The 18,408-nt window shown below is 60.1% G+C and carries 17 protein-coding genes; 9 read left to right on the top strand and 8 right to left on the bottom strand.

Annotated elements, in window-relative coordinates; genetic code table 11:
* Positions 1 to 50 precede the first annotated feature (50 nt).
* Positions 51 to 716, bottom strand: a complete 666-nt coding sequence (locus FIU93_RS13655) for a TetR/AcrR family transcriptional regulator (RefSeq protein WP_152505863.1) — start codon at positions 714 to 716, stop codon at positions 51 to 53.
* A 147-nt stretch (positions 717 to 863) separates the two neighbouring features.
* Here FIU93_RS13655 and FIU93_RS13650 point away from each other — a divergent pair, with 147 nt between their 5' ends.
* The 5 genes from FIU93_RS13650 (at position 864) to FIU93_RS13630 (ending at position 6,689) form a co-directional block, all read left to right on the top strand.
* On the top strand, positions 864 to 1,772 hold the full coding sequence (locus FIU93_RS13650) for a shikimate dehydrogenase (RefSeq protein WP_022997923.1): 909 nt from the start codon (positions 864 to 866) through the stop codon (positions 1,770 to 1,772).
* Positions 1,773 to 1,845: 73 nt separating this feature from the next.
* Positions 1,846 to 2,853: a TRAP transporter substrate-binding protein DctP gene (dctP, locus tag FIU93_RS13645; protein ID WP_031268177.1), complete on the top strand. Its 1,008-nt coding sequence runs from the start codon at positions 1,846 to 1,848 to the stop codon at positions 2,851 to 2,853.
* 121 nt (positions 2,854 to 2,974) lie between these two features.
* Positions 2,975 to 3,508, top strand: a complete 534-nt coding sequence (locus tag FIU93_RS13640) for a TRAP transporter small permease subunit (RefSeq protein WP_152505862.1) — start codon at positions 2,975 to 2,977, stop codon at positions 3,506 to 3,508.
* Positions 3,505 to 4,779: a TRAP transporter large permease gene (locus FIU93_RS13635; protein WP_152505861.1), complete on the top strand. Its 1,275-nt coding sequence runs from the start codon at positions 3,505 to 3,507 to the stop codon at positions 4,777 to 4,779. Before FIU93_RS13640 ends, FIU93_RS13635 begins: the two co-directional genes overlap by 4 nt.
* A gap of 17 nt (positions 4,780 to 4,796) precedes the next feature.
* Complete coding sequence (locus tag FIU93_RS13630; protein WP_152505860.1) at positions 4,797 to 6,689, top strand: bifunctional sugar phosphate isomerase/epimerase/4-hydroxyphenylpyruvate dioxygenase family protein; 1,893 nt, start codon at positions 4,797 to 4,799, stop codon at positions 6,687 to 6,689.
* A 205-nt stretch (positions 6,690 to 6,894) separates the two neighbouring features.
* On the opposite strand, the gene FIU93_RS13625 is transcribed toward FIU93_RS13630, so the two are convergent.
* From FIU93_RS13625 to dctP (FIU93_RS13605), 6 genes are all read right to left on the bottom strand, one after another.
* Complete coding sequence (locus FIU93_RS13625) at positions 6,895 to 7,620, bottom strand: ribonuclease activity regulator RraA (protein ID WP_152505859.1); 726 nt, start codon at positions 7,618 to 7,620, stop codon at positions 6,895 to 6,897.
* Between the two features lie 7 nt (positions 7,621 to 7,627).
* Complete coding sequence (gene araD, locus FIU93_RS13620; protein WP_152505858.1) at positions 7,628 to 9,361, bottom strand: L-arabinonate dehydratase; 1,734 nt, start codon at positions 9,359 to 9,361, stop codon at positions 7,628 to 7,630.
* Positions 9,362 to 9,365: 4 nt separating this feature from the next.
* Positions 9,366 to 9,530 carry a hypothetical protein gene (locus tag FIU93_RS31410; RefSeq protein WP_168684698.1) on the bottom strand — a complete coding sequence of 55 codons (165 nt, stop codon included), beginning with the start codon at positions 9,528 to 9,530 and terminating at the stop codon, positions 9,366 to 9,368.
* A 10-nt stretch (positions 9,531 to 9,540) separates the two neighbouring features.
* The gene (locus FIU93_RS13615) at positions 9,541 to 10,857 is read right to left on the bottom strand and encodes a TRAP transporter large permease subunit (RefSeq protein WP_022997933.1); all 1,317 of its coding nucleotides are present in this window, start codon (positions 10,855 to 10,857) and stop codon (positions 9,541 to 9,543) included.
* A complete protein-coding gene (locus FIU93_RS13610) occupies positions 10,847 to 11,368 on the bottom strand; it encodes a TRAP transporter small permease (RefSeq protein ID WP_031268181.1) in 522 nt (173 codons plus the stop codon). The genes FIU93_RS13615 and FIU93_RS13610 overlap by 11 nt, the downstream gene beginning before the upstream one ends.
* Before the next feature lie 157 nt (positions 11,369 to 11,525).
* Positions 11,526 to 12,548, bottom strand: a complete 1,023-nt coding sequence (dctP, locus tag FIU93_RS13605) for a TRAP transporter substrate-binding protein DctP (RefSeq protein ID WP_022997935.1) — start codon at positions 12,546 to 12,548, stop codon at positions 11,526 to 11,528.
* A gap of 132 nt (positions 12,549 to 12,680) precedes the next feature.
* Here dctP (FIU93_RS13605) and FIU93_RS13600 point away from each other — a divergent pair, with 132 nt between their 5' ends.
* Positions 12,681 to 13,406: a GntR family transcriptional regulator gene (locus tag FIU93_RS13600; protein ID WP_022997936.1), complete on the top strand. Its 726-nt coding sequence runs from the start codon at positions 12,681 to 12,683 to the stop codon at positions 13,404 to 13,406.
* 90 nt (positions 13,407 to 13,496) lie between these two features.
* Here FIU93_RS13600 and FIU93_RS13595 read toward each other — a convergent pair whose 3' ends face one another.
* Complete coding sequence (locus tag FIU93_RS13595; protein WP_152505857.1) at positions 13,497 to 14,084, bottom strand: TetR/AcrR family transcriptional regulator; 588 nt, start codon at positions 14,082 to 14,084, stop codon at positions 13,497 to 13,499.
* A gap of 86 nt (positions 14,085 to 14,170) precedes the next feature.
* Between FIU93_RS13595 and FIU93_RS13590 the strand changes: the two genes are divergently transcribed.
* The 3 genes from FIU93_RS13590 to metK all read left to right on the top strand — a co-directional run bounded on the left by FIU93_RS13590 (position 14,171) and on the right by metK (position 18,404).
* The gene (locus FIU93_RS13590; protein WP_152505856.1) at positions 14,171 to 14,962 is read left to right on the top strand and encodes a crotonase/enoyl-CoA hydratase family protein; all 792 of its coding nucleotides are present in this window, start codon (positions 14,171 to 14,173) and stop codon (positions 14,960 to 14,962) included.
* A gap of 477 nt (positions 14,963 to 15,439) precedes the next feature.
* Positions 15,440 to 17,131 (top strand): methyltransferase domain-containing protein, encoded by a 1,692-nt coding sequence (locus FIU93_RS13585; protein WP_022997939.1) that lies wholly within the window; start codon positions 15,440 to 15,442, stop codon positions 17,129 to 17,131.
* 85 nt (positions 17,132 to 17,216) lie between these two features.
* Positions 17,217 to 18,404: a methionine adenosyltransferase gene (gene metK, locus FIU93_RS13580; RefSeq protein WP_062487810.1), complete on the top strand. Its 1,188-nt coding sequence runs from the start codon at positions 17,217 to 17,219 to the stop codon at positions 18,402 to 18,404.
* The last annotated feature ends 4 nt before the right edge of the window (positions 18,405 to 18,408 follow it).

The following is an 18,408-nucleotide window of genomic DNA, read 5'->3' as shown; positions in this document are numbered from 1 at the left end:
AGGAAACGAGAAGGTGGGTACAGAAGAAGAGCCTTGCTGGCGCTCGAACATTAGGCAGCGACGAAACGCATTACCGTTTCGCAGACATCGCCCTTGAGGGAAACCTGACCGGATGCCGACTGCAATTCCGAACCGAACAGCATGGAGAAGGTCGTCGCATTGGAGACGTTGAAAAAGCTCATGGCCGAGATCAGCCAATGGATCCTCAAAGGCGTCAGGCCATCGCGGAAGACGCCTTCGGCCACCCCTTTTGCATAAATGCCGGCAATTTGGGAAATCGCCGCTTCGTTCAGGCTTTTGATCTCGTCCGACTGCTCGAGATAGCGGCCATGATGAATGTTTTCGATCATGACCAGACGGATGAACGCAGGGCTTTCGCGATGGTGATCGAAAGTGAAGGCTACAAGCCTCGACAGTGCATCCCTTGGCGGCAAATGGTTCAGCTCCAGCTGTTCTTCGCCTTTGCGCACCTTCTTGTAGGCCGCTTCCAGAGCCTTGAGGTAGAGGCTCTCCTTGTCGCCGAAATAATAATAGATCATGCGCTTGGATGAGCGCGTCTTGGCCGCGATTTCATCCATGCGCGCACCGGAAAGACCGTTCGCGGAGAATTCCTCCAGGGCGACGGCCAGGATATTCGCACGCACTCCCTCCGGGTCCTGCTTCCAGCGACCCCGCGAAGAATTTTTTTCCGGCAGCTCAGACTCATTGATCGACATGCCTTTTTCTAAACCAGCCCGAGCCGGGTTACCAGTCCAAATTAACCGGACAGTACATTTCGCTTGACTGAATTAACTGGTTAGTACATTTTGAAACTCAGGAGATGCGGTCTCCAGCCATACAGACCCCGAAAACGGGGCTGCCAAATGAGGTTTCTGGGAGGAACCTGGGTGGAAGCAGCAAGCAACATCGTACTGGCCGGCCTGATCGGAAGGGGTATTGCCCGTTCCAGGACGCCGGAAATGCACATGGCCGAAGCAGCAGCACAGAGTCTGCGCGGCGTCTATCGCATTATCGATGTCGATACGCTTCCCGAGAACGAACAGAACCTGAAAGCTATTGTGCACGCGGCCGAAGTGACTGGTTTCAACGGTCTCAACGTGACCTACCCGTTCAAGATGGAAGTGATCCCGCTGCTGGACCAGCTATCGCCCAACGCGGCGGCTGTCGGCTCGGTCAACACCATCGTGTTCCGGGATGGAAAGCGCATTGGCCACAACACCGACCTGTGGGGATTTGCCGAGAGTTTTCGCCAGAACATGATCGGCGTGTCCCTGAAGACGGTGCTTCTCATCGGCGCTGGTGGAGCCGGCGTTGCAGTTGCCCACGCGCTGGCGGATTGCGGTGTCCAGCACCTGAAGATCTTCGACGTCGACACCGTGCGCGTGGAGCAACTTGCCCGGCAGGTCCGCTCAAATCGTCAGGGACTGACCGTGGAACCGGTCACGACCGTTGATGCTGCAAGCTGCGCCAACCTGTCCGGCATCGTCAACGCAAGCCCGGTCGGCATGGCCAAGACACCAGGAACACCGTTCCCGCTCGCGCTGCTCAAGCCCGACATGTGGGTTGCGGACATCGTCTATTTCCCGCTCGAAACTGAACTCCTGGCTGGCGCGAGAAGGCTCGGCTGCCGGGTGCTGCCCGGGTCAGGCATGGCGGTGTTCCAGGCTGTACGGGCCTTTGAACTCTTTACCGGTCGGCGTGCCGATCCGGTCCGAATGAAGGCGACGTTCGACGCCTTCGACGAAATGCCGCGGGAGACCGCGGACGCTTAACCCCTTCCGGTTTCGCATCATCACGAAAGCGGAAATGGTCATTTTGAAAATGTTACGCAAACGGGAGGAAGTCATGCGTTTCAAATTCTCATCCCTGGCAGCTACTGCCCTTCTCACAGTCGGCCTCGCCGCCGCGGCCCAGGCTCAGACTATCCGTCTGGCCCATGTCGACCCGGACGAATGGACCGCCTCCAAGAAAGGTGCTGCCGCTCATATCTTCAAGAACATCGTTGAAGGCGAAACCGATCTGACGGTGGAACTGTTCCCGGCCGGTGCGCTGGGCAACGAAGACGAGCTGGTCGCCCAGGCCCAGGACAACCTGACCCAGGTCGTCCTGGTGTCCGGCGCCATGTCCAAGGCTTGCCCGGCCGCGTCCGTTCTGGACATTCCCTACACCTTCTCTTCGGCAACCATTGCCTGGGACGTGCTGGATGGTGACTTCGGTGATGCACTTGCCGAACACTGCCTTGCACAGACCGGCCTGCGCACGCTGGCTTATGGCGAAACCGGCTTCCGGAACTTCACCAACGGCACTCGCGAAATCCGGACGCCTGCGGACATGGAAGGCCTGAAGTTCCGTGTGCAGCCGATCCCGCTTTACGTGGAAATGGTGAAAGGCCTCGGCGGCGAGCCGACCCCGATCGCCTGGACCGAACTGCCCAACGCGCTTTCCACCGGTGTCGTTGACGGCCAGGAAAACCCGGTCGGCGTGATCTACAACAACGGCCTGCACAAGCTGCAGAAATACATGACCCTCGACGGCCACGTCTACGCCGCCGACTTCATCCTGATCTCCGACGAGTTCTACCAGTCGCTCACTCCGGCCCAGCAGGCCGTGGTTGCCCGTGCGGCGCGCATTGCCGGCAACATGGGCCGTTCCATCCAGCAGTGGAGCACGGCTGAAGGCGTCAACAAGGTTCAGGCAGAAGGCATGCAGGTCTATTCTCCGACCGCTGACGAAATCGCAGCCTTTGCCGAAAAGGCACAGCCGGCGGTTGTTGAATATCTGCGCGGCGAACTCGGTGAAGATGCGGTCTGGATCGACCGCCTGCAGGAATCCGTTGCTGCTGCGAGCCAGTAATCCGGTCAAGGCCCCGGGCGGTTTGCCGCCCGGGGTTCTGGAATGTTGGAAAAGATCAGCTTTTGGCTGTTCAATCAAAGTCAGTTGAATAGCCAAAAGCTGAACAAGCAGGACCTGGAACATGAAAACGGTCAATGAATTTGCCCGGCGCCTCTTTGCGCTTGGAGCCGGCCTGTCGATGGCCCTCGTCTTCGCCATCATCTTCGTCAATTCGCTCCGCCGCTACACGGTCGGTCAGTCGGTATCCTGGGGCGAGGAACTGCCGATCTATCTGACCATCTACGGTGTCATGTTCGGTCTCGCGCTTGCCTATCTGCAGGACAGGCATATCCGCTTCACGGTGCTGACCGATTTTCTCTCCGTCTCCGTTTGTGAAAAACTCTTCGCGGCCGTCGACCTGGTCAGTTTCGCAACCGGAGTGGCCCTCGCCTTCTCCGGACATGCCTTCGCCGTTCGCCGAGGCAACCTTGACGCCTCGGGCCTGAAATCAGCCGGCAACTGGCTTGCGGAAACCACAGGCATCGACTCGCTGGTCTGGGTCGCCAAGGTCGGCACCTGGCAGTATGCGATCGCCATCGGCGGCGCATTGCTGGCCGTGGCCGCCGCTCTCAAGTTCTTTGAACGCATCTCGGCCATCAAGGCGGTGCAGGCATGATCTACGCAATCCTTCTCATCGGGCTCGCCACCGGCGTTCCAATCGCTCTTGCCATCATTGCAGCCTTGCTGGTGTTCATGGGCTATGGCGAAGCACCCTATTCCCTGCGCGTGGTCGCAACGGAAATGTTCAAGGGCATGAACTCCTTCCCCCTGCTTGCCATTCCGTTGTTCGTGCTGGCAGGCGAGGTCATGAACGAAAGCGGCATCACAAGCCGCATCATCGCCTTCGCCAATGTGCTGGTCGGCCGGCTGCGCGCCGGACTGGCGCTCGTCAACATCTGGGCATCGGTGATCTTCGCCGGTCTTTCCGGGTCTGCGGTTGCCGACACATCCGCCATCGGCCGGGTCTTCATTCCGGAGATGGAAAAACACGGCTACTCCCGCCCCTTCGCTGCTGCATTGACGGCGGCCTCCTCCGTGATCGGGCCCATCATCCCGCCATCCATCCCGGTGATCATCTACGCGCTGATCGTCTCCGGCGTTTCGGTGCCGGCTCTGTTCCTTGCCGGCATCATTCCCGGCATTCTGCTGGCGATTTTCCTCTCCGTCTTCGTAATGCTGACCGTGAAGGTCGATCATGGCGATCAGGCGGTAGGGCTGACCGCGGAACCGGCCAGCAAGGCCATTCTCGGCGGGATACTGCCATTGCTGATGCCGGTGTTCGTGGTCGGCTCCATCCTGCTCGGCGTCGTCACACCGACAGAGGCGGCAAGTTTCGCTGTCGCCTATGCGCTTTTCCTCGGCATCTTCGTCTATCGAAACATCAAGCTGTCTTCCCTGCCACGACTTTTCTCCGAAGCCATGCGCGACAGCGCGGTCATCCTGATCATCATTGCCGCGGTCTCTGCCGCCAACTGGCTGCTGACCTACAACCGCGTTCCGAACATGCTGACCGACTGGGTGCTGTTGAATGTGGACAGCAAAACCACGTTCCTGATTGCCACCATTCTCCTGTTCCTGTTCGTCGGACTGTTTCTGGAAGGCATCGCCGCCATGCTGGTGCTGGTGCCCATCTTGCATCCGATTGCGGTCGGCATGGGCGTGGACCCGGTCCACTTCGGCATCCTTGTCATCTTCAACCTGATGATCGGCCTGATCACCCCGCCACTCGGCCTATGTCTGTTCGTCGCCGAAGGCATCGCCCAAGTCGGCATGGCCCGGCTGACCATGGCCATCCTGCCATTCTTCTTCGTTGAAGTGCTGGTGCTGCTCCTCCTCACATTTGTACCGGAAACGGTCATCTGGCTGCCCCGCATAATGGGCTACTGAACCCACGGAAGGTCCCCATGAAAACCGCCATCGCCACAGTCTCCATCGCAGGTGACCTAGCCGAAAAGCTCAGCGCAATCGCGGCTGCAGGCTTCGATGGCGTCGAGATCTTCGAAAACGACTTCCTGGCGTTTGACCGCAGTCCGAAGGACGTCGGCCAGATGGTCCGCGACCATGGCCTGGAGATCTCGCTGTTTCAGCCCTTCCGCGACTTTGAAGGCATGCCCGAGCCACAGCGCAGCCGGACCTTCGCCCGCGCAGAACGCAAGTTCGACCTCATGCAGGAAATGGGCGCGGATCTTGTGCTGATCTGCTCCAACGTATCTCCCATCGCGCTTGGTGGCATAGATCGTGCCGCCGATGATCTTGCAGAGCTGGGTGACCTTGCCGCCAGGAGCGGTATCCGCATCGGCTATGAGGCCCTCGCCTGGGGCCGTTTCGTCAACGATCACCGCGATGCCTGGGAAATCGTGCGCAGAGCCGGCCACCCCAACGTGGGCCTGATCCTGGATTCCTTCCACACCCTGTCGCGCAAGATCGACCCAGATTCGATCCGGGCCATTCCCGGCGACAAGATCTTCTTCGTCCAGCTGGCCGACGCGCCGAACTTCAACATGGACCTGCTCTACTGGAGCCGCCATTTCCGCAACATGCCAGGCGAAGGTGATCTGGACGTGACCGGCTTCATGCGGGCCGTTGCGGCAACAGGTTATGACGGCGTGCTGTCGCTGGAGATCTTCAACGACCAGTTCCGTGGCGGTTCGCCGAAATCGATTGCGGTCGATGGCTACCGCTCCCTGCTCTACCTGATGGACCAGGTCCGACGAACCGAACCTGGCATCCGGATCCCCGTTCCCGAAATGCCCGACAGGGTACCGGTTGCAGGTATCGAGTTCGTTGAATTTGCCGCCGACCGCAAGGAAGCAAACGACTTGTCGGCCATGCTGACGACGCTCGGCTTCCACAAGGCCGGCAAGCACGTCTCCAAGGAGGTCGAACTCTGGCGGCAAGGTGGCATCAACATCGTCATCAACACCGATCCGCGCGGCTTCGCCCATGCGTCCTACATCTCGCATGGCACCAATGTCTGTGACATCGGCCTTAAGGTTGCAGACGCTTCGGCAACTGTTGCCCGTGCCGAGACCCTGGGGGCCAAAACCTTCGAACAGCCAGTCGGTCCGGGCGAATTGAAGATCCCAGCGATCCGCGCTCTCGGCGGCAGCGTCATTCATTTCGTCGACGACAGCAAGGATCTGTCACGGGTGTGGGAAATCGAGTTCGAACCGGTTGGTCACGGTGGGGCAACAGGTGATGCCGGCCTTTTCCGCATCGACCACCTCGCCGAGACGATGAACTATGACGAGATGCTCACCTGGCTTCTGTTTTACCGGTCTATCTTCGACACGGAGAAGACTGCCATGGTGGATGTCATCGACCCGGCAGGCCTCGTCCGCAGCCAGGCCATCGAAAATGATGACGGCAGCCTGCGGATCACGCTCAACGGGGCGGAGAACCGAAGGACCCTAGCCGGGCATTTCATCTCGGAAGGTTTCGGATCGGGTGTGCAGCATATTGCCTTCGAAACCGCCGACATCTTCAAGACAGTGAAGGCACTGCAAGCCAACGGTTTCACCCCGCTGGTGATATCTCCCAACTACTACGACGATCTGGATGCCCGTTTCGGGCTGGAAGAAGACTTCCTCAACGACCTGAAAAACTCGGGCATTCTCTATGACCGGGACGAGAACGGCGAATATTTCCAGCTGTACAGCCCGACCTACGGCGAAGGATTCTTCTTCGAGATCGTTGAACGCCGCGGCGGCTACAAGGGCTATGGCGCCGCCAACGCCCAGTTCCGCCTCGCCGCCCAGAAACGCCATTTCCGCGCGAAGGGCATGCCGGCAAGGTAGGCTGGCCCGCAAAGAACGCGAGGCTGATTGGGGTTATGTTCAATCGAACTCCGCAGCCCCACACACGCAACCTCATCCTGAGGAAGCGCTTCAGCGCTGTCTCGAAGGATGGGCTGCTCGCTCGGAATGTGCCGCCCATCCTTCGAGACGCCGCATTGCGGCTCCTCAGGATGAGGTTTTGGGTTGGTTAGAGCATACGCCCCCCCTACCGCCCGGTTTTCTGTCGCCAGGCTTCGTATTTCTGCACGTTCTCTTCCTTCGTCGGCGGATAGAGACCGATGATCGGCGTTCCGGCCTTTACTTCTTCCAGCACGAAATCCTCAAAGCTCTCCATGCCGGTGCATTCGTCCGCAAGCTCGTCGGCCAGATGTGCAGGGATCACCATGACGCCATCCTTGTCGCCGACCAGAACGTCACCGGGGAAGACCGGAGCATCGCCGCAGGATATCGGGACGTTGATGTCCAGCGCCTCATGCAGGGTCAGGTTGGTCGGAGCTGACGGCTTGGCGTAATAGGCAGGCATGTCGAGTGCGCCGATACCTTCCGCGTCCCGGAAACCACCGTCGGAGACAACACCGGCAGCGCCGCGTAGCGCCAGCCGGGTGATCAGGATGGAACCGGCCGTTGCCGCGCGCGCATCCTTGCGCGCATCCATCACCAGAACGTGGCCCGGCGGGCAGGTTTCCATCGCAACCCGCTGCGGATGGTCCGGATTGCGAAAAACCGTGATCGGATTGCGGTCTTCCCGAGCCGGAATATAGCGCAGCGTGAAAGCCTGACCGACCATGTTTTCGTCTTTCGGAGCTACCGGCACCACACCCTGAATGAACTGGTTGCGCAGGCCGCGCTTGTAGAGCGCCGTCGCGACGGAAGCCGTCGAGACCTTTTTCAGTTTCGCGCGGGTGTCGTCGGAAAGTGTGTAGTCGCTCATGATGTCCTCAGTAGATATCGGGTTCGCCGGCGGTGCGGCCGAAGTCGGATTGCAGGAAGTCGAAGTCGCAGCCCTTGTCGGCCTGGGTGACGTGTCGCTGGAAGAGATAACCGTAGCCGCGCTCAAACCGTGGCACGGGGGCCTGCCAGGCGGCCCTGCGGGCCTCCAGTTCCACCTCCCCCACCAGCATGTCGAGGCGGCGGTTGGCGAGATCCAGCCGGACGATGTCACCGGTCTTCAGAAGAGCCAGCGGTCCGCCGACGTAGCTTTCCGGCGCGACATGCAGCACGCAGGCACCATAGGAGGTGCCGGACATGCGCGCATCGGAGATCCGCAGCATGTCGCGATGGCCCTGCTTGATCAGCGCCTTGGGGATCGGCAGCATGCCCCACTCGGGAAAACCCGGCCCGCCCTGAGGCCCGGCATTGCGGAGCACCAGGACGTGATCCGGCGTGACCTCCAGTGTCTCGTCATCGATGGCCGCCTTCATTTCCGGGTAGCTGTCGAAGACCAGGGCCGGTCCTTCTTGGAAATGGAACTTCGGATCGCAGGCCGCCGGTTTGATCACGGCCCCGTCAGGACAGAGGTTCCCGCGCAGAACGGCGAGCGAGCCTTCCTCGTACACCGGGTTGGAGAGAGGTCGGATGACATCGTCGTTATAGACGACCGCGCCTTCCAGATTTTCACCTAGCGTCTTGCCGGTAATGGTCAGGGCGGAAAGATCCAGCCGGTCCTCGATCTGTTTCATCAGCGCGCGCAGGCCGCCCGCATAGAAGAAATCCTCCATCAGGTAGTCCTTGCCGGAAGGACGAACATTGGCGATCAGCGGTGTCACCCGGCCAAGGGCGTCCAGATCGTCGAGCGACAGCTCCACACCGGCCCGGCGCGCCATTGCGATAAGGTGGACGACCGCATTGGTGGAACAGCCGGTGGCCATCGCAACAACAGCGGCGTTCCGGCAGGCGGCATCCGTGATAATCCGGTCCGGTGTCAGGTCTTCCCAGACCATCTCAACGATGCGCCGGCCGCAATCAGCTCCCATGCGTTGATGGCCCGCATCAACCGCCGGAATGGAAGATGCGCCCGGAAGGGTCAGCCCCATTGCGTCGGCAATGGCCGTCATGGTCGAAGCCGTCCCCATGGTCATGCAGGTGCCGGCCGAGCGGGCGATACCACCCTGGATCCCGAGCCATTCATCGTCGGAAATGTTGCCAGCCCGGCGCTCGTCCCAGTATTTCCAGGCATCGGACCCCGACCCCAGGATCTTGCCGGCGTAGTTGCCACGCAACATCGGGCCTGCCGGCAGATAGACCATCGGAACACCTGCCGAGATCGCCCCCATGACAAGACCGGGTGTGGTCTTGTCACAACCTCCCATCAGCACCACGCCGTCCAGCGGGTGAGAACGGATCATCTCCTCCGTCTCCATGGCCAGCATGTTGCGGTAGAGCATAGAGGTTGGCTTGGTGAAGCTTTCGTCGACCGAGAGCGACGGCATCTCGACGGGAAAGCCTCCCGCCTGGAAGACGCCGCGCTTCACGTCCTGCACCCGCTCCTTGAAGTGGGAATGACAGGTGTTCAGCTCCGACCAAGTGTTGAGCACGCCAATGACCGGCTTGTCACGGAAGTCCTCTTCCGAGTAGCCGAGCTGCATCATCCGCGAGCGATGACCGAAGCTGCGCAGATCGTCAGGAGCGAACCAGCGCGCGGATCGTAAGTCTTTTGGGGCTTTGTGCGTCATGATTTTATCCGGTGAAGGCAAAGGTCAGCCAGATGACGATGAGGGTGAAGACGAGGCCGGCAACCTCCGGCCAGTTGCCGAACCGGTCATCGCGGCGTTCTTCGTCCGCGAATTCTCCCGGTGCGATATCCTCATCCTGGCGGGTGAGATCCTTGTCGGTGATTTTCATCTCAACCTCCTCAGTCCAGCAGATTCGGCAGCCACAGGGCCAGATCGGGGAAGAACAGCACCAGGAACAGGCCGACAGCTTGCAGGGCGATGAACGGCAGCACGGCGGCGAAGATTTCCTGCAACTGGATATCTTTTGGCGCCACGGATTTCAGGAAGAAACAGGCTGGCCCGAAAGGTGGCGACAGGTAGTAGATCTGGATATTCATGGCAAAGAGCACCCCGAACCAGACCGGATCAAAGCCGAGATCCACCACCACCGGTGCAAAAATCGGTACGGTGATGAAGATGATCGCGATCCATTCCAGGAACGTGCCGAGCACCATGACGATCAGCATCATGACGACGATGACCAGGATCGGTGCGATATCAAGGGATGTCAGAAGGCCGCGCAGGAATTCGCCGCCGCCGATCCGGTTGTAGATGCCGATCAGCGAGACGGCCCCCAGCACCAGCCAGATGATGGACCCAACCGTCAGCACCGTCTGGCGCATGGCATCACGTGCCATCTTCCACGAAAGCTCATTGCGGACGGCAGCAACCACGAGAGCACCTACGGCTCCGACAGCCGCGGCCTCCGTGACGGTGGCGATGCCGGAATAAATGACCCCGAGCACGGCACCGATCAGAAGCCCTGGCAGAACAACCCCTTTCAGGAACTTGACGCGCTGGAACAGCGGCAAACCGGTTTCGGGAATGTCGTAGATCGGTGCCAGCGCCGGATTGAAGCGCACACGGATCAGAATGTAGATGATGAACAGGCTGGCGAGGATCAGCCCCGGCACGGCGGAGGCGGCGAAGAGCTTGGTGATCGAAACCTGGGCCGCAAGACCGTAGACGATCAGAACGACCGAGGGCGGGATCAGCGTTGCCAAGGCGCCGGCAGCGCAGATGATGCCGATGGACAGCTTGCGGTCATACCCGAGCCGCAGCATCTGCGGCAGCGCGATCAGGCCGAGCATGACGATCTCGCCGCCCATGATGCCGGACATTGCCGCCAGCACCACCGCGACGACACAGGTCTGCACCGCGACCGAACCACGGAAGCGCCCGCCCAGGATCGCCATGCTGTCGAACAGTGACTGTGCGATCCCCGATCGCTCGAGGACGTTGGCCATGAAGACAAAGAAGGGAACGGCGATCAGCTCGTACTTGTGCAGAACCTCGCCGACATTGGCAGCAACGATGAAGAAACCGGCACGTTCGCCGAAATAGAGGATCGCCGTTGCCAGGGACACCGTCAGTGTGGTGATGCCGAGCGGAACGCCCAGCGCCATCAGCGCCAGCAGCGCGACGACGATCAGAAGGGTAATGAGTTCAATGCCCACCGGCGATCTCCCCTTCGGTGCGCTGGCACCAGCGAATGATGTTGGCGGCAAGCTGGAGGATGTAGAGAACGCAGCCAGCAACAAGCAGGATCTTGAGATAGGTCGGCTGGATCGAGTTCAGCGCGGTTCCCGAGTGCTCGGTGCGCTTCAGAACTTTCAGCATCGGATCCCACAGGGCCATGGTCAGGACAATTACCGCGCCAGCCGCGATCACCATCTGCAACAGGCGCATTACGCGCCAGACCCGTGGACTGACCAGCGTTTCGATCATGGTGATGGAAATATGGCGATGCCGCTGGGTGACATAACCAACGGCAAGCACCCAGGCCGAAGCACAGAGCGTCATGGCAAGTTCCGTCGACCAGACAGTCGGGCTGTCGAACCCGTACCGCATCACCACCTCAAGCGCGGAAACCGCGATACAGGCGAAAAACAGCACGGAACAACCATGACCGATGAACACACTGACACTGTCCATGACATCGGCATAACGCGCGAATAGGCGTTTCATCATCTCTCCCTGAATGCAGACCTGAAGCGGACAGGCAAATCCGGCCGAGCACAAGGCCAGGTCATCGAGACTGTGCGCGCACAGGAGCTTTGGCAAGAAAGCTGCGTGCCCTCACCTTGCAAGGTGGAAAGCAAGGGCACGCGTCACTGGCCGGGTCCTAGTTTTTGAAGAGACCGATTTCGGTCATGTAGGAGAGGTTCGCGTCAAGCGCTTCCTTGGCAAGGTCTGACTTCTGGGCGTAGTTCTCCCATTCCTTCCGGGCGATCTCGCGCAGTTGGTCGCGATCTTCCTGGGCCCAGTTGATCACTTCGATCTTCTCGCCAGCCCCATCCCGTGCGGCCAGTTCCTGGTCCTTCTTGTCGACTTCAGCCGCCATTGCGAACATGGCTTCGTACCACCAGTCGCGCAGGGCTTTCTGGTCTTCCGGGCTCAAGGCATCCCACTTCGCCTTGTTGATGGTGAACTGCATTGACGGCATGGAGTGAATGCCGGGATAAAGCGGGTAAGGGGCAACGTCATGCAGACCGGTCGCGTCGTTGTTGACGTAGGCCGAGGCGTCTGCTGCATCGACAATGCCCTTTTCCAGAGCACCATAGACTTCGGAGAAAGGAATGGATACCGGCGACGCGCCGGCAGCCTGGAAGACCGCGGCGGCAAGCCCTTCCGGAGAGCGGATCTTCTTGCCTTCCAGATCTTCGAACGTGCGGATCGGCACGCGGGCCGGCAATGCTTCGCGAGAATAGGGCCCGCAGGCAACGACCTGCACTTCTCCCCCGGTCACGGCATCGGCTGCCTTCTGCATCACGGCTTCGCCGCCGCCATCCTTGCAGAAACCGATCATCTGCTGCGGCGTGTCATAGCCGGAGATGAGGTCGCCCATGATGGCGTAGGCCGGCTCGCGGCCTGCAAAGTAGTTCACGGAGGTGAAGTCGCCATCCAAAACGCCGGCTGCGACAGCATCAGGCGTTTCTCTTGCCGGCACCACGGATCCGTTCGGCGTCAGCTGGATCTCGACGCGGCCATCAGTCATTTCCTTGATTTTCGGAAGCCAGGTTTCCGTCAGATACTGGGTCGAAAAGTCCCCTGCATTGAAAGAGGTCTGAATGCTGAAGGTCTCTGCCTGCGCCATTGTTGCGATGACGGAGACCGAAGCTGCCAGGGCAGCGGCGGTGAATTTCATGGTGTCCTCCACTCGATTGCGCGGGGAGCTCCTCCTCCCGCTATCTGATGCATTAATATATTAGTGCATTTCTTGCAAGTCTGTTCTATCTTCTCCCGAGAAGAATCGTGCGTTTGAATGAGAGGATCAGCGATGACGGTTGAACTGGCTCGGTTGCTGGACGACCCGAACAAGGCGGCAGACGCCGGCAGCGGTGAAAGGATCCGGCGGATCTCCGTCAGCCAGCAGATCCAGGAATCGCTGCGCGCGCGGATCATCTCGCTGGACCTCAAGCCCGGGCTCAGCCTGTCGCGGACGGATCTGGCTACCCACTACGGTGTCAGCCAGACCCCTGTGCGCGATGCGATGATGAAGCTGGAAGAAGAAGGGTTGCTGACCATCTACCCGCAATCCAAGACCGAAGTCTCCAAGATCGACGTCGACCATGCCCGCGAAACCCAGTTTCTGCGCCTGTCGCTGGAACTGGAGGTGACACGCACCCTGGCCAGACAGGAAGACAAATCCTCCATCGCCCCTGCCCGTCAGATCCTCAAGCTTCAGGAAACGGCACATGCCGAGGGCGATCTTGGCCTCTTTGCCACCTTCGACAAACGCTTTCACCTGTCGCTGTTCAAGGCGGTCGGACTTGCCAGCCTGTGTCAGCTCGTAGCGTCGCGCTCCGGCCATATCGACCGGTTGCGCAATCTTAACCTACCTGACCCCGGTAAACCCGCCAGCATCCTGCGATATCACGGGCTCATCCTGGCTGGTATCGAGGCAAGTGACGAAACGGCCACGGAAACCGCTGTCCGCGAACATCTGTCAGGCACGTTGCAGCAGGTCGATCAGATCGTCGCCCGCAATCCTGCGTTCTTCTAGGCCGAGGCTCAGTAAGGCAAGAGATCGAGTGAAAGCCCAGTGCCCCAGCAAGACTGGCGGAGCCAGGCTTTCATGGGACGGAACTGATCGTCAGCCTGCCTGATTGAGCACCGCCGATGCTACCAGTGCCCGCGCCGCCTCTCCTGCAGCTTCCGCATAAGCAGGATCGCGGTGAACCAGGATGGTTGAAAACGCGCCATCCAGAAGCAGCACGATATGGCGGGCCAGGTGCGGCGCTCCGCTGACACCTGCAGCCTCGAACTCTTCCGCCATCCACGCCTCGAATTTCTTCTTGTGATCGGCACCAACCTTCATCGCCGGATGCCCGGGCATATTGGCAAGTTCCGCCGCCGTTCGCAGGAAACCGCAGCCTTTCCATTTCGGGTGCCTTGCAGAAAGCGCTATCTGGCGGAAGATTGCCTCCACCTTGTCCGGCAGATCACCTTCGGCTTCCCCAAACCACTTCCGGAACTGATTGAGGTTGGGCTGATCTCGTGACGCCAGATAAGCTTCGATCAGGTCATCCTTGCTCTTGAAATGGTAATAAACCGTCTTCTTGGTGATGCCTGCCTTCTCCGCGATCGTGTCGAGACTGACGGCACGGATTCCCTCCGCATAGAAGAGCTTGTTGGCAGCGGTCAGGATCCGCTCTCTGGCTGTTTCGGCAGATTTGATCATCGATCAAGTATACTCACCAGTGAATATACTTCAATGCGCGCCGTCGCTAGCGTCCTTCTATCGACTTTCAACCAAGGACAAAGCCCATGACTGCCCCTGTTCTTCTGGACCGCCACGGCCCCATTGCTCTGCTTACCCTCAACAGGCCCGAGAAGCTGAACGCGCTCAACTACGCTACGAACGACCTCATCCTGGCTCATCTGAACGAACTGGAAGCGGACGACGGCACTCGTGCTGTCGTCATCACCGGCGCAGGCAGGCGCGCCTTTTCGGCAGGTGGAGACATTCACGAGTTTTCGCGCACCATCGCGGAGGGCATTGACGTCGCGGTACGCGAATTTTGCCAGCGGGGCCAGCGCATGACTGCGCGCCTGGAAAACTTTCCCAAGCCGGTCATCGCCGCAGTCAATGGTCTGGCCTACGGCGGCGGTTGCGAGATCACCGAAGCGGTTCATCTTGCCGTCGCCTGCGAAAGCGCACTCTTTGCCAAACCGGAAATCAATATCGGCATCCCGCCGACCTTCGGCGGCACGCAGCGTCTGCCGCGCCTTGCAGGCCGCAAACGGGCCCTGGAACTGCTTCTCACCGGTGACAGCTTTTCCGCGCACAGAGCTCATGAGCTCGGACTGGTCAACCAGGTCGTCACCGACGGCAGCGAACTGGAGGCGGCCTTTGCCCTCGCAGAGCGCATCCTGCGTCACTCGCCGCTGGCTGCTTCCAGGATCCTGACTGCCGTCACGCGCGGGCTCAACACGACCATTTCCGAAGGCCTGCGGATCGAACAGGAGCAGTTTGCACGCATGGCAGCCACACGGGACGTTCACGAGGGCCTCACCGGATGGATCGAGCAACGCATGCCGGACTACCAGGGCGCATGAACGCAGCCGAAAAACAGTGGGCAGCACGCCTGGAGTGTGCTGCCCACGAATGTGTCAGAAAAGTTTTACAAAAAAAGATTTGTTTAATTACAAATACTTAATCAGCACCTTTCGGTTCATTCCCGATTTTTTCGAGACCGGCTGTTGTAATGAAACCGGTGTTTGTTAAGGTCCCGGCACCCAATGAGTGAAAGGCGCACACCGCTTCACCAGCGGATGTACAGGGCTTCCAACAGCCCATCTTCCGCACCTGCAGCACCCATTCGCTGCCTTGTGCGCCTTCCTGAAAAGTCCGGCACTCGACCCTTCGCGCAAAGGGTCGGCTAAATTCCGCCCAGTGCACCTATGCACCTCCCGCCGGGCTTGCAACAGAACCATTCCGACGCTCGCTGCCCGACCTCCGGGCGGTGCATGAGCGCGTGCACGCTGCGGCCTGTTCCGTGCGGCATCGCGCGCCTTAAAAAGGAGACGCTATCCATGCAGGCTCAACAGCTGTCCGCCAATGCCGAATTGCAACTGGACGAGCAGGCTTATGGCCGGGATCCGATCGCAGACCGGGAAACGGATCTCTACCGCGGCGAATACATCATGTCGTTCGTGGAAAAGTGGGACGAGTTGATCGACTGGGACGCGCGCGCCGACAGCGAGGGACAGTTCTTCATGGACGTGCTGCGCGCCCGCGGCAAGGAAACCGTGCTCGATGTCGCAACCGGAACCGGCTTCCACTCCGTGCGGCTGACCCGCGCAGGCTTTAACGTGACTTCGGCCGACGGCTCTGCTGCCATGCTGGCAAAGGCGTTCCAGAACGGCCAGAAACGCGGCATGATCCTGAAGACGGTACAGGCTGACTGGCGTTGGCTGAACCGGGACATTCAGGGCAAATACGACGCCATCATCTGCCTCGGCAATTCCTTCACCCACTTGCACGACGAACTGGACCGCCGCCGGGCGCTTGCCGAATTCTATGCCGCGCTCAAACACGACGGCATCCTGATCATCGATCAGCGCAACTACGATGCGATGCTAGACCAGGGCTATTCCAACAAGCACAAATACTATTATGCCGGAAAGAAGGTGAAGGCCGAACCGGTGCATATGGACGAAGGGCTCGCCCGCTTCAAATACAGCTTTCCCGATGGGGCCGAGTACACGCTCAACATGTGCCCCATCCGCAAGAACTACATGCGCCGTCTCCTGTCGGAGGCAGGCTTCGAGCGGGTCCGCACCTATGGTGACTTCCAGGAGACCTTTGCGGAAAACGATCCGGATTTCTTCATTCACATTGCCGAAAAATCCAGCCTGCACCTGGTTCGCTGGGGTGGCGCGCGCCCTGAAGACGGCAAAACGGATATCCGCGAAGTTGCCGAAAGCTACTACGACAGTGACGACGCCGACACGTTCTACAGCCTAGTTTGGGGCGGACAGGACCTTCACATCGGCCTTTACGACGACACCAGCAACATTCGCGAAGCGTCGGACCTCACCATCGACGAGATGGCCGGCATGCTGCCCAACCTGGGTGCGGATGCCAAGGTTCTCGACATCGGCTCCGGTTATGGCGGCGCGATGCGCAAGCTGGTCAAGGCCAGTGGCTGCAGCGCGGTCTGCCTGAACATTTCCGATGTCCAGAACGACACCAACCGGCACCGCAACATCCAGCAGGGTTTCAAGGACAGGATCCGCGTCGAGCACGGCGTCTTCGAGGATATTCCGGAGCAGCCGGAAAGCTTCGACATTGTCTGGAGCCAGGATGCGATCCTGCACTCCGATCAGCGCCACAAGGTGCTGCAGGAAGTTCACCGGGTGCTGAAGCCGGGCGGCTATTTCATCTTCACCGATCCGATGCAGGCCGATGATGCCGACCCGAAAGCCCTCCAGCCGGTTTATGACCGCCTGCAGCTCAACAGCCTCGGGTCGATGCGCTTCTACCGCGAGACGGCAGAAGCACTGGGCTTTGAAACCGTCGAACAGCGGGACATGACGCAGCAGCTGCGCAATCACTATTTCCGGGTACGCGAGGAGCTTCTCGCCAACTACGACAAGCTGCGCAACGAAGGCGCTTCCGCCGACTATCTCGACAAGATGGCGCTTGGGCTCATGAACTGGGTCGATGCCGCGGACGCCGGCCAGCTGGCCTGGGGCATCCAGCTGTTCCGCAAGCCTGTCTGATCCCCTTCCTTCCCGATCTCCCTGCCCGGGTGCCATACACCACCCCGGGCAGGACTATCCTTTCCAAAACGACAAGGAGCGCGCAATGACGCAAAGATCCTGGCTATTCACCAGTGAATCCGTTTCCGAGGGACACCCGGACAAGGTCTGCGACCGGATATCCGACACCATTCTGGACGCTTTCCTGGAACAGGACCCTGACGCCCGCGTTGCCTGTGAAACGCTGACCACCACCAACCACGTCACCATCGCGGGGGAAGTTCGTGGCCCCGACCAGGTCCTCGATACGGTCGAGAGCCTGGTGCGTGAAGCCGTCCGCGACATCGGCTATGAACAGGAAGGTTTCCACTGGCAGACGCTGGAAGTGGTCAACCGCCTGCACCGTCAGTCGGCCGACATCGCCATGGGTGTCGATGAAGGCGACAAGGGCGAGGAAGGGGCCGGCGACCAGGGCATCATGTTCGGCTATGCCTGCAACGAGACCGAGGAGCTGATGCCTGCGCCGATCCTGTTGTCGCACAAGATCCTGCGCACCATGGCCGAAGCCCGGAAATCCGGGCGCGAACCGCGCCTTGGCCCGGACTCCAAGAGCCAGGTGACGCTCCGCTATGAAAACGGCCGTCCGACCGGCATCGATGCCGTGGTCGTTTCCACTCAGCACGGCGAAAATGTCAGCCAGGAAGAAGTGCGCGAAGCGGTGTTGCCGTTCATCCTGCATGCCTTGCCCGTCGGCTGGACTGTTCCCGATAACCGGATCTACATCAACCCGACTGGCCGCTTCGTGATTGGCGGACCGGATGGCGATGCCGGCCTCACGGGTCGCAAGATCATCGTCGACACCTACGGCGGTGCAGCTCCCCATGGTGGCGGCGCCTTCTCCGGCAAGGACCCGACCAAGGTCGACCGATCGGCTGCCTATGCCTCGCGCTATCTCGCCAAGAACGTGGTCGCTGCCGGCCTTGCCGACAAATGCCTGATCCAGCTCGCCTATGCCATCGGCATGCCGGAGCCGGTCGCCGTTTACGTCGACACGCAGGGAACCGGCAAGGTGGATGAAGTGGCTCTCGGCAAGACCTTGCGCGAAATGGTGCGTCTGACACCGAGAGGAATTCGCGAGCGTCTCGGACTTTCGAAGCCGATCTACGCGCGCACTGCTGCTTACGGCCACTTCGGCCGCGCACCGGAAGAAGACGGCGGTTTCGGCTGGGAGAGAACCGATCTTGCCGACGAACTTGCACGGCACTTCGGCGCTCGTGCGGATGCGGCAGAGTAAGAAA

It is taken from the genome of Labrenzia sp. THAF35 (genome assembly GCF_009363595.1).
Lineage (GTDB): Bacteria > Pseudomonadota > Alphaproteobacteria > Rhizobiales > Stappiaceae > Roseibium > Roseibium algicola.
Note: the sequence above shows the minus strand (reverse complement) of the source record. Positions and strands in the feature narration are given on the sequence as shown.